This window comes from Nonomuraea sp. NPDC048826 (genome assembly GCF_043198225.1).
Taxonomy (GTDB): Bacteria; Actinomycetota; Actinomycetes; order Streptosporangiales; family Streptosporangiaceae; genus Nonomuraea.
Window position 1 is genome coordinate 1 of record NZ_JBICUQ010000013.1, and the last position, 13748, is coordinate 13748.

A 13748-nucleotide genomic window follows, 5' to 3' on the forward strand; every position below is an offset into this window, starting at 1 on the left:
GCCCGCGGCCGTCGGCGGACACGGTGATCTTGCGGCGGGAAGCGATAGAGTTCACTCGGAAAGTGCCTTCTGATCTGGGATGGACGGGGCCTTAGACAAGTCCGATCCTCCCAGTTCAAGGGCACTTTTCTTATGTGAACGATCAGGTCGGCTCAAATCCGCCGTGAAAGCCGCAGGTTAGGTCACCGCCCGTAGGTCAGGACATTCCGGAACACTAACGACAAGACACGAGAGCCTGGCCGAAAAGACCACTGCAGCCATCCAAAGATTTCGGACACGTTGCCAGCCGGCGGCCGCGCACGGATCAGCACTGTGCGGGAGATGCGCTGGATGATCTTCCTAACGCTGCGTTCGACGCGGAGGATCTGCCCAGGTCAGAGCATAAGAGGCAGCCGTACAGCCACCACTCTCCTACAGCGCGGGCGGTGGTCGAAGCTTGCTCGGCCAGCGACCCGGAGCTCCTACGGCTCTGCGCAAACCATTGACCAAAAGCGTGGAACTTGTGTTGTGATGCCACTGTGACGGTTGTCTTTGGGCCAAGGTGGGCCGCTCGAGGCCTTCACCCGCGAGCCGGCCGCTATCCGCTGTCGGTCGAAGCACCTGTCATGCGAGCCGTCGAAGTGCTCGTTCCCGGGTTGTCGACAGTGACCCGCTATGTCCGCTACTACGCCCTATACGCCGCGCTGGCCGCTCACGCTGGCGAACACAGCTTAGACAGCGAGGCCTGTCGGCGGCTTCTTCGGCGAAGCGAAGTGATCCTAGCCGCGGCGCACCACGAAGTTTCGGCGGAGGCTCTGCCAGGGCCCGCTCACGGGATCGATCGCGTTCGGACTTTCTATCACGACCATCTAGACGTCGCGCGAAGTGCCGCTGACGGCCAGAGCTCATATTCGCCAAGGCCGTGGGGGTTCTGGGCACAGTATGGCGGGCCAAGCCTGGTCCTGGGCACCGTCTCGCTCGAAGAAGGGGCACTACGACCCGGCCGGCACCCTTGCCCGGTCGACGTCCGAGAGCTGTTCGAGCCGCTCTTCTCCCACGCCCAAGCCGACTCGTTGTCCGACCAGTATCTGGGCGACCTCAAGGACGTGACCCTGCAATCAGAGCGTCAACCAGAGGTCCCCTGGCTGCGGGGTTTGTTCACTGCCTCGTGGATGGGTGCTCACGATCCAGGCGCATGGCAGGCCGACGATCGAACCCGGCGAGCCACCCTGCGCATCCTGGCCCGCGCCGTCGAGCTGCACGGAACCGAGGGCGGTTCCTTTGAGGAGGTCTTGCGATCCGCCGTGGCCTTCGGCCACCAGATCGCGTTGGATCCAGTGCTGTCGTCAATCGAGCAGAGCCAGGGGTGGCGCGGAGTGCTACTGCGCCACTACTCCGTGGGCGCCTGGCGGCGCCTGTGGGCAGCCCTGGTCGCATCGATGGGCAGCGAGGGTGGTGAAGCGGACTTGACCCGGGAAGAACTGCGGGGATGGCTTGCCGATCAAGTCGAAGACGTGACCGTCGGAACGGTCCTGGATCAACTGCAGCCCTTGCAGGACGGCTCCGGGCATCCAGTACCCCGAGAGCGCCATTTGCTAAATGGCGACCGACGGGCACCGTTCACCAATATCAAGGTGCTGCTGGCAGGTGCAATGCGAGCGCATGAGCTCTCCGGAATCGTCCAGAAGACCTTCCTCGGGCCACGCCGGCGCGGCACGGGCGAAATCCTCGATCCTACCTGGGTGTACTTTCTAGCTAAGGACTTCCACCACCGCTCAGTGAAAGATCTCGCGGCGCGGCTAGTGGACGACATGCTCGCCCAGGCAATGCGGATAGCACGGGCCAAAATGCGCATCGATCCCGCGACACAGCGTTTGCTCTTGTTCTCCCGCGTGCATGAACGCAACGACCGCCTCTTCAAGACCAGCAACGAGGGAGACAGCGACATCGGCCTGCGCATTGAGCAGCTCGGAGACTTCGCCGTACAGCTCGGACTGATGCACGAGGATGGCGACGGCTGGGATGTCACCCCCACGGCCCGCACCGTGCTGGAGCTGAGGGCATGACCGCGACGGAGTGGAGGTTCACGTCCCCGCTGTCATTACTAAACGACTGGCATGCCCGCGCCGACCAAGCACCCTTGCACGAGCTGGTATTGCTCGGATTCACCATGGACTTGCCGTTCCTCGAGCAGGTGGCGATTCCGACGGCTCGGGGCCTGGGCGCGCGAATCATCGTAGTTGGCGACGCCGGCCAAGGCCTCTACGACCCCATCGACGTACGCTTGGCCGGTAGCTCCTACCTGCACAGCCTGGCCACCTGTGCCGGAGCGTTCCATCCGAAACTGGCCCTGCTCGTCGGCGAGAACGACGTCTGGATGGCCATCGGCTCCGGCAATCCCACCGTTTCCGGCTGGGGTTCCAACGACGAGCTGTGGACAGTCATCGTCTCGTCAGGTGGCCTGGTAAGTCACACGATCGCCGAGGCTGGGACTTGGCTGCGGCGGTTGGCTGATACGAGCCGCTTGTCGATGACGCACTGGGCGGCCGAGCTCTTACGCGAAGTGGCTGCCGACATCAGCGCGCGCCCTTTCGCGGTCACCGACCTGCACGTGCGGCTGCTGGACAACCTAGATGAAGCTTTCGTCCATCAGCTTTCCGCTGGACCGGTCGACGAGTTGTGCCTGTACGCGCCTTTCATCAGCGGCGAGGCAATCCGAGCTTTGATCCACCGCCTTGAGCCCCTACGCACGACTCTGGCGGTGCAGCCGCGCTGGACCAGCTATGACGGCGATGCACTGCTCGATGCCCTGGGCGGTCAAGGCGTGGAATTGCGGTTTCTGGAAGAGAAACATCTACGGCACGGCAAACTGATCCAATGGCGTGTTGGCGAGCAGTTGTACGGGTTGATCGGCAGCCCGAATCTCACGCGCAGCGCTCTTTGCATGGCGACTGCCGAGGGGGGCAACTGCGAGCTAGCCCTCATGGCGCCGCTGCCGGAGAACCTCATGCCCAACGGCGCTGCCAAGTCTCCGGAGGCGCTGGCAGGCCATTCCACCGTTCGTCGTCGGTATCCCTCTCCCTCGCTTGTTTTGCTGGGCGCATTGGTACACAGCAAAGGCTTGGAGGTCACCCTCGCAAGGCCTCAGCCAGAAGCAACCGTGATTCACAGCTCCCCAGATGGGGCTCCCGGCTCGTGGCAACCCATCGGCATCATTCCGCCCGGCGAAATAGCGCTAGTGCTCACAGTGCCGGAGGCCCCCGGATCTGTCATCCGCGCGGAAAGGACCCTGCCCGACGGCCGGATCATGCAGTCCCCGCCCGTGTTCGCCGCCAGTCCCGCCCGATGTGCACGTCGCATCGCCGAAGCCCAGGGGCCACGGCTGCGCCGTGAGTACACCGTCGAGGAAATCTTCACCGATCCTGAACTGGCCCGCCGGTTCAACGCGGATCTGATCCGCCTCGCAGAAATCCTGCCGCGCGCCACTAGCACTCGTCCGGCGCCTGGAAAAGTTGAAGGCAACACAGTCCGCTCGGTGATAGAGGACCGCTGGACAGCGCACTTGGAGGAGTGCGACCGAGTCTACGGCTCATCATTCACGGGCTTGATTTATGGTCCGATCGCCGCGGCGCTTCCCGCTTCCTCACGCCTGTCCCGATGGTCCGCCACCACGAGCGTCGTCGATGAGAGCGATGAAGAAGAAAAGCCGCCAGAAAGCTCGCCTGTGCCGAAGATCGCTCCCTCCCAGTATGCTGCCTATCAGCGCTGGGCGGATCGGTGGGTGCAGGCCGTGACTCGGCCCGGTGAGCTCTCGCCGCTGCCGCTGCGCATGTTGATGGCAGGAATCTACGTAAAACTCCTAGCTGCGGGAGTCTGGGACCACTCCAACGACTCCTGGAGACAGGCCCTAAGCAGATTGACCAAAGCCCTGGTTCCCACGGCTGGCATCGACGCACTCGAGGAGTCAACGGAACGACTGTGTGCTGTCACGGCCGTATGTACAGCTCTCCTGGCTCAGGACTTGTCCCTCACCGGCGGCAGGCCCGACGAACTCCTAGCCGCAAGCGTTTGGGCCAAGGTCAAGCCTCTAATCGCCAAGGCGGATCTCGACCTTGGCGAAGACCTGCTCCTGCCGCCTGTTCAACCTCGAGCCCGCGTCGTTTCCCGTAATGAAGTTCAACGGCTCATCAACCTGGCCGCTGACGACGACCCTCTGGCAGAGATGAAGGCCGAGATCGACAGCGCTGGCTGGGAGATCACTGACCGCAACGGCCTGTGGGAGATCACCGGAAACTTCACCAACCCCACGCCTGTCGCGACCCGCGTGGCGACCACGATAGGCGCAACAGGAAGGCCGGCCGTGGTCCTGGCAAGAACCAGCACAAGATGGACGCTCATCGCGTGGCGGCCACCCGAACTCGTCCTTCTTAGCGACCCAGGACGTGCCTGGCGAACCTATCGCATTACGCCACCCGCGAGTCCTACATCACGCTTCGCGTCAGCCGACATCGCCTCCGTTCCCGGGCGAGTCGGCACGGCAGTGCACATGAGCCAGGCACCTCCCGAGTCGGCGCGCCAGGTTTTCGCGGATTGCGGCTTCGATGCGCTTCAGCTGCGTGACTATGCCATCAAGAAACAATCCATGCAATCGAAATAGCATCTGAGCTGCGCATCCGGCAATGATCAAGCCTACGCCTGGATTGCGCGGGAGTTCGCCGCATCCGACGTCGACATGCTGCTCCCTCCACTTGCTCGGACGCGAAAACTCCGGCGCGTATGGAGAGCAGCATGCGGGCTCGATAGGTCACGCGTCCGATCGGTGCCTCGCAGCTTGTGGCCCTCTGTCCGCGCAGCCCGACAGTCCAGGTGCGGGGACATACGCGGGATGATCTTCCAGATGGCACGGAGAGCGTGAAGCATCTGTGCAGGTCAGAGCTCGCGACCGAGCTGTATAGCCATCACTCTCCTAAAGCGGGTGCGGCGGTTCATATCCTGCCGGGGCACTCCCCTAGATCGCCATTTCCTGTCCCTGACCTGCAGGCGATACAGCCCCGACCCGGGCTGCTACTCATCTCCGCGGCCGTGACTACGCTGGATCGGTGCCCCCGACACCTCGCTGCTCCGTCCACCAACACTGCCCCAGCTCCTGGCCACTCATACCCGGGAGCGCCTCGACGCCCGAGGGATGGCGATGAGGGCGAGCGGTGATGTCGTGTTCGCCGTGTCCGACGGTGTCTTGTTGCTGGATGTGGCCGGGCCTGTTCAGGTGTTCGACAGCGCCGGTGGGTACCGGGTCCGGCTGGCCTCAGTGGACGGGCGATCTGTTCGTACCGACGTCGGTATTTCGCTGAGCGTCGACCTCGCGCTGTCCGAGCTGGACGGCGACGTGGACACCTTGGTGGTGCCGGGATACCCCCGGGACGAGTTCGCCGGGGTCGACGCGGAGCTGGTGGACGCCGTGCGGCGGGTGGCGGCCGGCGCGCGGCGGGTGGTCTCGGTGTGTACGGGCGCGTTCCTGCTGGCGCGAGCGGGGCTGCTCGATGGTCGGCGGGCCACGACGCACTGGACGGCGTGTGCGGCGTTGGCGGAGGCCTTCCCTGAGGTGCGGGTAGAGCCTGACGCCATCTATGTGCGGGACGGTTCGATCGTCACCTCGGCGGGGGTGACCGCCGGGATCGACGTCGCCCTCGCGCTCGTCGGCGAGGACCGGGGCGAGGATCGGGCCCGTGCGGTCGCGAAGTACCTGGTCGTGTTCCTGCAACGGCCCGGCGGCCAGTCGCAGTTCCGGGCCCGCGACGCCCTGGCCGGTCCGCGCTCGGCGACGCTGCGGCGGGCGATGGATCTGGTGACGGCTGACCCGTCCGGCGACCATCGCCTCACCACGATGGCCGACGCGCTCGCGGTCAGCGAGCGCCACCTGAGCCGCCTGTTCCGCCGCGAGCTCGCGATGACGTGCGGCCAGTTCGTCGAACGCCTCCGGGTCGAAGCCGCGCAGGTTCTTCTGGAGTCCGGCGAGGATACGGTGCCGGACGTCGCCCGTGCCTGTGGGTTCGGCTCGGGCGAGACGATGCGGCGGGCGTTCCTGTGCGTGCTCGGCGTCCCGCCGTCGGCCTACCGGCACCGCTTCCGGCTCGCCAAGCAGAGAACCGCACCACGGCGACCGGCGGTCAGTTGACGAACGCGATGACGATGAGCCCGAGGCCCAGAGGTACGTCGAGGAAGATGCAGGCCTCGGCCAGCGACGGCGCCACGACCAGCTTGCGTCGGAGGTGGATCACGTCCCAGATCGCGTGGCTCGCGAGCGCGAGGCCGCCCACGATCACGCCTACCTGAGGTGTGCTGAACACCGCGATCATGGCGACACCGCCGAACCCGACCACGGCGAGGGCCTGGGCGAGGAGCGCGGACCGTGACACCCGCAGGGCGAGGCCGACGAGGACGAGGACGACGGCCGTGCCGCCGAGGCCGGCCCACCAAGGTATCCCGATCAGTTCGCTGACGACGACGACCAGGCTGGCGCCCAGGACGGCCGGCCACACGGTCCAGGGTTCACCCAGCGCCGCCGCGGCGAGATAGCACACGGCGGCGACGGCCAAGGTGATGGCCAGGGACTCCTGGTTGCTGCCGGTCACCAGGGAGAGGATGGCGACGGCCAGTCCCAGTGCGGTGGGCCAGCGATGCAGGAGAAAGTGCCATCGGCTGACTGTCGTCGAAGGGGAGCTCATGACGGGGAGAGTACGAGAGCGCGATGCGGCCATGGACAGCATTACCGGAGCTGTGGGATTGATGGCCGGAAGCGTGGAATCGTACGTACTGTCAGGCGCTCACAGGTGACGCATCAGCGCCTGTGAAGAGGGCGCCACGGTTCGCGCGCTTCGGCCGGCATGCCTGCCACTGCCATGGTGATCGAGACCCGGCCTTCCGGAACCAGTGGCCTACGCCGTGGACCCCGAAGCCGGAAGAGTACGGTGTCCGGCTCCTGAGGCTCCGATCGGCCCGCGCATACCGGATAGATCGCCCGATATTCGGTTGCTCCGGGGAGTCGGCTCGGAAACCATGGTGATCACCACGGTCCGACGGACCACACCTCCCGATCCTCGATGCCGGCTCACGCCGTGATGCCGCCTGCCCACAGCCTGTTCAGCGAAGAGAGCGCCGTTGTCTCAGCACCACTCCCGGCCGCCGGATGCGACGGCCACGGTCACCGTGTTCGCCTCGCCCGCGAGCTGGATCGAGTCCGATGCCGTGGCGCAGTGTCATCAGGTGGCCGCGCTCGACGGCATGGTGCACGTCGCCGGCATGCCGGATCTGCATCCCGGCAAGGGCGCTCCCATCGGCGCCGCCATGGCCTCGACCGTCCTGTATCCGTTCCTCGTGGGCTCCGACATCGGCTGCGGCATCGCCGTGTTCCCCATCAAGCTCAGGCGCACCGTACCCGAGAAGATCGCCGCCCGTTTCCCCGATCTCGATCGCGCGCTGGACCCTGAGCGGGATGCCGGCGATCCCGCCTGGGACGTGGTCCAGGGGGACATCCCGGCAGGCCATGTCGAGGGGCTCGGGACGGTCGGGCGGGGCAACCACTTCGTCGAGCTGGCCCGGATGGGGACCGTCTTCGAACCTGATCGCGCGAGCCGTCTCGGGCTCGCCGCCGACGACCTGGTGCTGATCGTCCACAGCGGTTCCCGGGGGCTGGGCGAGCGCATTCTGCGGGCGCACACCGAGGTCCACGGCGCGGGTCCCGCGCCTGATCCGGCCGCCTACCTGGCGATGCACGACGAGGCCGTCCGCTGGGGGTCGCTCAACCGGCGGCTGCTGGCCGCCCGGGTCGCCGACGCCCTGGGGGCCGAGCCCACCGAGCCGGTCGTCGACCAGTGTCACAACTCGGTCGAGGTCCGCGACGGGATCTATCTGCATCGCAAGGGGGCGGCGCCGGGCGACGGCCGCGACGTGCTCATCGCCGGCACCCGCGGCACCCCTTCCTATCTCGTGGCCGGGCACGCCGGGCCGGAAGCCGGCCATTCGGTGGCGCACGGCGCGGGCCGCAAGATGTCGCGGGCCGACGCGCTGCGCCGGGGGCGGGCCAAGCACACGGTCGAGGAGCTGCGCCGGACCCCGGTGGGGTCGCTGGTGGTGTGCGGCGACCGTCAGTTGCTGTTCGAGGAGGCCCCCACGGCGTACAAGCGCATCGAGCAGGTGATCGCCGACCTCGTCGCCCACGACCTGGCCACGCCGGTGGCCACCACGATCCCGCTGGTCACCTACAAGACGCTCGATCTCGGATCGGCGCCGCGCAAGGACCAGCGTGAGCACCGGGACCACCGGGATCACCGCCGCAGGCGGGCGCGGCCGTGACCGTCCACCTGCTGCTGTCGGCCGGGCGCGGCCCGCAGGAATGCGCCTGGGCGGTGGCTCAGCTGCTGCGCCGCCTGGAGGCCGACGCGGTCCGGCAGCGCCTGACCACCCATCGGGCGCATGTCGTTCCCGGCGACCGGCCGGACACGCACCGATCGGTCCTCGTACGCGTCGAGGGTGACGGCGCCGAGGCGTTCGCCGCCTCGTGGACCGGGACCTTGTGCTGGCAGGCGCCCAGCCCGTACCGTGCCCGCGCCGGCCGGAAGAACTGGTATGTCATCGCCCAGCCGTGCCAGGTCGACCCGCCGCGCACGACGTTCGCCGAGGCCGACGTCGACTTCGTCGCCTGCCGCACCGGTGGTCCGGGCGGCCAGCACCGCAACAAGGCCAGCACAGCGGTACGGGCGACGCACCGGCCCACGGGGATCGTCGTGGTGGTCGACACCGAGCGGCAGTTCAGTCTCAACCGCCGCATCGCCGTCGAGTCGCTGCGCCGGCGCATCGAGCACGACAACGAGGCGGCGGCGCGCGCCGTCGCCGAGGCCCTGCGGCGGATCCATGACGAGCTGGTACGGGGCAACCCCACCCGGGTCGAGCGGCCGGCACGCTCCCCGGGCTGACCTGTGCGCGGGTCGAGTTCAGTTCGAATCGCCTGACGATTTCCGAGAACGATGGGTCGTCGTACGCGGCCATCCGAAACCGGCTCTGACACGAAACTCGTGATGTCGTGGGTGACCGTGGCCGTCGCGCGACCTCATGGCACGATCCGCGTCGACGTCATCGATGCGGGCTCGGACGGCGACCTGTCCCGGGATACGTACCGGCCTCGATGAAGCGCACTGTTCCGGCCCTGGGTTGTGGCCGGTCCGCGAGCCGGCTACGGCCTGGGGCCGGTACGAGAGCGAGCCCGGCCGCGTGGTCTGGTTCCGGCTCGCGGCACCTGACCTGGCCGGGTCAGCGCTTGCGTTTCTTGCGGCGGCCGGCGGCGCCCGGGGGCCGGGTGGGGACGAGGCGCAGGGGGTGGCCGGCGGTCCGGCGGAGCGGTTCGGCCACCTGTTCGCGTAGTTCGCGCATGCCTGCCTTGTCCGGGTGGCCCGAGGCCAGGATCGCGTCCAGGAACTCGGGAGCGTCCCCGGCTCCTATGGCCTTGAGCTGCTCGATCATCATCTCGGGTCCGGCGAGCTCCAGCATCGCCAGGAAGTTCTCCGCTCCCAGCAGCAGGTTCTCTCGCTCGCTCAGCGACCCGGCGTCCAGCTCGCCGGCGTCGATGAGCTGGGTCCAGACGGCGGGGCCGAGGACCGGGTCGTGACGCAGTTCGTCCCGCAGGCGCCTCTCGGGCAGGGCGTCGGCCAGCACGCGCAGCATGGCTCCCACCCGGGTGCGGAACGGGCAGTCGCGTACGGCCTGCAGCAGCGTCTCGATGTCTTGTCCCGGCTGGTCCAGCCAGCCCCGGAGTTCGGCGGCGGCGTCCTCCGGCGGGTAGTGCTGGGCGAGCACGCCGAGCAGTTCGGCCGGCGGGGCAGTGGCGAGTTCGCCGACGAGGGGGGCGTCGCGGCCCTCGGCGAGGAGGCGGTCGCGGACGCCGCGGACGCCGAGCGGGGTGAGGCGGACCAGCGGGAGGTCGGGTTCGGCGAGGGCGGCGCGCAGGCGTTCGACCGCGTCCGGCGGCAGGGGCTGGTCGTCGTGGTCGAGGTCGCTGGAGTAGAGAGGGTCGGCGGGGCCGCGGGTGAGTTCCACGGCGCCGAGGTCGGACAGGACCTCGAACATGCGCCCCAGGTCGCGGGCGGAATCACGGCGCCAGAGGTCGAGCAGGCGCTCGTCCTTCGGGTCGAACAGGTAGTACTCCTGGCAGGCCAGCCACACGGTCTCTTCGAGCCGGACCACTGGCATGTCGTCCATCCCGTACATGGTGTTGAGCACGTCCGGCAGGATCTCGTCGAAGATCCCGGCGAGGATGGGTTCGGGCCGCCACGACCCGGGGAGCAGGGTGACCGCGCGGCCGAGCTCCGGCAGCGCCTCGAACGCGCGCCGCCACAGCGCCTCCGGGTCGCGCAGCAGAGGCGCGGCCTTGGCCACGCGGAGGAGCCGGCCCTTGCTGGTGCGGATCAGGCGCAGCTTCTTGGCCCAGGCGAGCAGCAGGTTGAGCTGCGGCAGGTCGGTGGCGCTGCGGACGCGCAGCTGGTCCTCGCCGGTGCCCAGCAGTGCCGACACCTCGCGGGCGTCGGCGACGCGGAGGTTGCCGGCGTCGGTGAGGGCGCGGCCGTCCTTGCCCACCCAGTCGGCCAGGGTGATGAGCCGCCGCACGGTCTGGCTGCGGGCGGCGGCCTCGGTCAGCTCGGAAGCGGGCGGCAGGGAGACGGGCGGCTGGGGGAAGGCGCGTTCCTCGGCGATGCCGCCGTTTATCATGCGGTTCTGCATGATCTGGTCGAGGACCTGCTCGTCGTACGAGACGCGACCGGCGTCGATCTCGCGCTGGAACCGCTCGAACGCCCCCGGAACGGTCAGGTCGATTCCCTGGTCCATGGCCGTGTACGCCCAGAACGTCGCCATTCCCCGCAGCGTGGGGTCGTCGAGCGCCGCCGCGTACTCCGTCCGCGCCTCGGCGATGATCTCCCCGGCCTCCGCGGGCGTGGCGCCGCGCGGGTCGCGAAGGCCCGTGACGTCGAGGTAGCGCAGGTACGTGAGCAGCACGTCGGGGGCGTGGTCGAGCATCTGCCGCGGGGCCGTCACCTTGTACGGCACGTACCGCAGCAGGAAGAACCTGATGCCCGCACGGTCCCAGTAGGCCAGCCGGCCGTCCCGGCTCTCGTGCCGCGCGTCGACGGCGGCGGAGAGCAGCAGGCTGCCGACCGGATGCCCGCGCTCCTCCGCCCAGGTGACGCACCGCCGGATCAGCAGATCCTTGGCGGCCTCGAACTCCTCGGCCTCTTCAGGTTCGAACCAGGTACGCACGATCCCCAGCGTGCCATCTCCGAAGGGGTGCCGTGCTCCGTCGTCCGGAAAGCCGGGGCCTCGGCGGCCCCTGACGTGCCGTGGACGGTGCCGGCCGATCCGGAGGGCAACGAGTTCTGCGTCCTCGGCAGGGGGTGACCCGGGTCACCCCCTGGTAGGGCAGGTCCTTGCCGTCCATGGTGATGACGGCGGGTGGGCGGAAGTCGATGGCGCTCTTGATGCCGTCGCCGCCCTGCTCGCGGACGAGTTCCTCGATGGTCGGCCCGTAGGCCTGGATGACCTTGTACAGGCGGTAGGTCGGCGGGGACGCCGGAGGACACGGCGGCGGTCGCGGGTCAGGGGCTGCCTGAGGTTCATGCCCTGCCGCCGTCGGCGAGGACGACCCGGCCGTTGATCCGGTGGACGGGGCAGGTCACGCGGCCCGAGCTATTCGGTGTTGCTAGGTACCAGTATTCAGTGTTACTTTGTACCAGTACTCAGCAGCACCAAGTAGCCCCCCGAAAGGGAGATACCCCCATGGCCAACGAGCCGAAGAGCCGCTACCTGCAGTACCTGGAGCTCGTCCTCGGGTCGCTGGACGACAAGAAGCGGTGGCGGCGGTACAAAGCCCGCGTCAAGCAGCTCCCCGAGAACTACCGCGTCGCCGTCGAGGCGATGGAGCGCTACCTCATGCACTTCGGCCCGGCCGACGGCTCCGGGGCGATGGAGATGTACGACGACCTGGCCGAGCTGTTCGAGCAGAGCGCGGCCGACGGGACCCCGATCCGCGACATCTTCGGCGACGACCCGGTGGAGTTCGCCGAGGCGTTCATGGCCAACTACCCCCTCGGCCAGTACCGGGCCAGGGAGCGACGCCGGTTCGCCAGTGCCGTCGAGCGCGCCGCCGGCGAGAAGCCCGAGAACGAAGACAGGAGCTCGTGATGACGACACAACAGAACGCGGCGATCCAGGTGCACGGCCTGGAGAAGTCGTACAAGGAACTCAAGGTGCTCCGCGGCGTCGACTTCACCGTCGCGCGGGGCAGCATCTTCGCCCTGCTCGGCTCCAACGGCGCCGGCAAGACCACGGTGGTGAAGATCCTCTCCACGCTGCTCAGGCCCGATGCCGGGACGGCGCGGGTGAACGGCTTCGACGTCACCGCGCAGGCGGCGGACGTGCGGGAGTCCATCAGCCTCACCGGGCAGTTCGCCGCGGTCGACGAGATCCTCAGCGGGCGGGAGAACCTCGTGCTGGTCGCCCGGCTCCGGCATCTCAAGAACCCTGGCAAGATCGCCGACGACCTGCTCGAACGGTTCTCGCTGACCGAGGCGGGCGGCCGGAAGGCGTCGACGTACTCGGGCGGCATGCGCCGCCGCCTCGACATCGCGATGAGCCTGATCGGCGACCCGCCGGTCATCTTCCTGGACGAGCCGACCACCGGCCTCGACCCCCAGGCGCGCATCGAGGTCTGGCAGGCCGTCAAGGACCTCGCCGCCCAGGGCACCACGGTGCTGCTCACCACCCAGTATCTGGACGAGGCCGAGCAGCTGGCCGACCGGATCGCGATCCTGCACGAGGGCCGCATCCTCGTCAACGGCACCCTCGACGAGCTCAAGCAGCTGCTCCCGCCCGCCAAGGTCGAGTACGTCGAGAAGCAACCGACCCTCGAAGACGTCTTCCTCACCCTCGTCGGCACGAAGGCCTAAGGACACACGATGAGCAAGCATTTCTTCGGCGACACCGCCGTCCTGCTGGGACGCTCCCTGCGCCACATCACCCGCAGCCCGGACACCATCATCACGACCGCGATCATGCCGATCGCCATGATGCTCGTCTTCGTGTACGTCTTCGGCGGCGCGATCAGGACCGAGTCCGACTCGTACATCAGCTACATGCTCCCCGGCATCCTGCTGATCACCGTCGCCTCCGGCATCGCCTACACCGCCTACCGGCTGTTCATGGACATGCAGGGCGGCATCTTCGAACGGTTCCAGTCGATGCCGACCGCGCGCTCGTCCGTGCTGTGGGCGCACGTGCTCACCTCGCTGGTCGCCAACCTGGTCTCCCTCGTGGTCGTGATGCTCGTCGCCCTGCTCATGGGCTTCCGCTCGTCGGCCGGCGTGCTCGCGTGGCTGTCGGTGGCGGGCATCATGCTCCTGTTCACCCTGGCGCTGACCTGGATCGCCGTCATCCCCGGCCTGACGGCCACGACTCTGGAAGGCGCGAGCGCGTTCTCGTACCCGCTGATCTTCCTGCCGTTCCTCAGCTCGGCGTTCGTGCCCACCGAGACCATGCCCACGGTGGTGCGCGTCTTCGCCGAGAACCAGCCGGTGACCTCGATCGTCAACGCCGTCCGCGCCCTGTTCGCCGAGCAGCCCGTGGGTGACGACATCTGGATCGCGCTCGCCTGGTGCGTCGGCATCCTGATCGTCGCGTACGGCTTCGCCATGAACACCTACCGCCGCAAGATCTCCTAGAAGGAACGG

Annotated in this window: 10 protein-coding genes and 1 pseudogene; 8 read left to right on the forward strand and 3 right to left on the reverse strand. The window is 67.9% G+C overall.

Annotated elements, in window-relative coordinates; translation table 11 throughout:
* Nucleotides 1–1052: 1052 nt before the first annotated feature.
* The 3 genes from ACGFI7_RS37945 to ACGFI7_RS37955 all read left to right on the forward strand — a co-directional run bounded on the left by ACGFI7_RS37945 (nucleotide 1053) and on the right by ACGFI7_RS37955 (nucleotide 6154).
* Nucleotides 1053–2045: a hypothetical protein gene (locus ACGFI7_RS37945; protein ID WP_393413437.1), complete on the forward strand. Its 993-nt coding sequence runs from the start codon at nucleotides 1053–1055 to the stop codon at nucleotides 2043–2045.
* Nucleotides 2042–4636, forward strand: a complete 2595-nt coding sequence (locus tag ACGFI7_RS37950; protein ID WP_393413439.1) for a hypothetical protein — start codon at nucleotides 2042–2044, stop codon at nucleotides 4634–4636. Before ACGFI7_RS37945 ends, ACGFI7_RS37950 begins: the two co-directional genes overlap by 4 nt.
* Nucleotides 4637–5200: 564 nt before the next feature.
* Complete coding sequence (locus tag ACGFI7_RS37955) at nucleotides 5201–6154, forward strand: GlxA family transcriptional regulator (RefSeq protein ID WP_393413441.1); 954 nt, start codon at nucleotides 5201–5203, stop codon at nucleotides 6152–6154.
* Here ACGFI7_RS37955 and ACGFI7_RS37960 read toward each other — a convergent pair.
* Nucleotides 6147–6704, reverse strand: a complete 558-nt coding sequence (locus ACGFI7_RS37960) for a hypothetical protein (RefSeq protein WP_393413443.1) — start codon at nucleotides 6702–6704, stop codon at nucleotides 6147–6149. The genes ACGFI7_RS37955 and ACGFI7_RS37960 overlap by 8 nt on opposite strands.
* A 433-nt stretch (nucleotides 6705–7137) precedes the next feature.
* On the opposite strand from ACGFI7_RS37960, the gene ACGFI7_RS37965 reads away from it, so the two are divergent.
* Together ACGFI7_RS37965 and prfH are read left to right on the forward strand one after the other, a co-directional pair.
* Nucleotides 7138–8331 (forward strand): RNA ligase RtcB family protein, encoded by a 1194-nt coding sequence (locus ACGFI7_RS37965; protein ID WP_393413445.1) that lies wholly within the window; start codon nucleotides 7138–7140, stop codon nucleotides 8329–8331.
* Nucleotides 8328–8951: a peptide chain release factor H gene (gene prfH / locus ACGFI7_RS37970; protein ID WP_393413447.1), complete on the forward strand. Its 624-nt coding sequence runs from the start codon at nucleotides 8328–8330 to the stop codon at nucleotides 8949–8951. The genes ACGFI7_RS37965 and prfH overlap by 4 nt, the downstream gene beginning before the upstream one ends.
* A gap of 334 nt (nucleotides 8952–9285) precedes the next feature.
* Here prfH and ACGFI7_RS37975 read toward each other — a convergent pair whose 3' ends face one another.
* Nucleotides 9286–11283 (reverse strand): hypothetical protein, encoded by a 1998-nt coding sequence (locus tag ACGFI7_RS37975; RefSeq protein WP_393413449.1) that lies wholly within the window; start codon nucleotides 11281–11283, stop codon nucleotides 9286–9288.
* A pseudogene (locus ACGFI7_RS37980) lies at nucleotides 11261–11590 on the reverse strand (hypothetical protein); the annotation flags it as partial. The gene ACGFI7_RS37975 and the pseudogene ACGFI7_RS37980, both read right to left, overlap by 23 nt.
* A gap of 209 nt (nucleotides 11591–11799) precedes the next feature.
* On the opposite strand from ACGFI7_RS37980, the gene ACGFI7_RS37985 reads away from it, so the two are divergent.
* Genes ACGFI7_RS37985 through ACGFI7_RS37995 form a run of 3 tightly spaced genes read left to right on the forward strand, consistent with a single transcriptional unit; the run spans nucleotide 11800 to nucleotide 13739 of the window.
* Nucleotides 11800–12204, forward strand: a complete 405-nt coding sequence (locus tag ACGFI7_RS37985) for a DUF1048 domain-containing protein (protein ID WP_393413451.1) — start codon at nucleotides 11800–11802, stop codon at nucleotides 12202–12204.
* Nucleotides 12204–12968, forward strand: coding sequence for an ABC transporter ATP-binding protein (locus ACGFI7_RS37990; protein WP_393413453.1), 765 nt, complete (start codon nucleotides 12204–12206; stop codon nucleotides 12966–12968). Before ACGFI7_RS37985 ends, ACGFI7_RS37990 begins: the two co-directional genes overlap by 1 nt.
* A gap of 9 nt (nucleotides 12969–12977) precedes the next feature.
* Nucleotides 12978–13739 carry an ABC transporter permease gene (locus tag ACGFI7_RS37995; protein WP_393413455.1) on the forward strand — a complete coding sequence of 254 codons (762 nt, stop codon included), beginning with the start codon at nucleotides 12978–12980 and terminating at the stop codon, nucleotides 13737–13739.
* The last annotated feature ends 9 nt before the right edge of the window (nucleotides 13740–13748 follow it).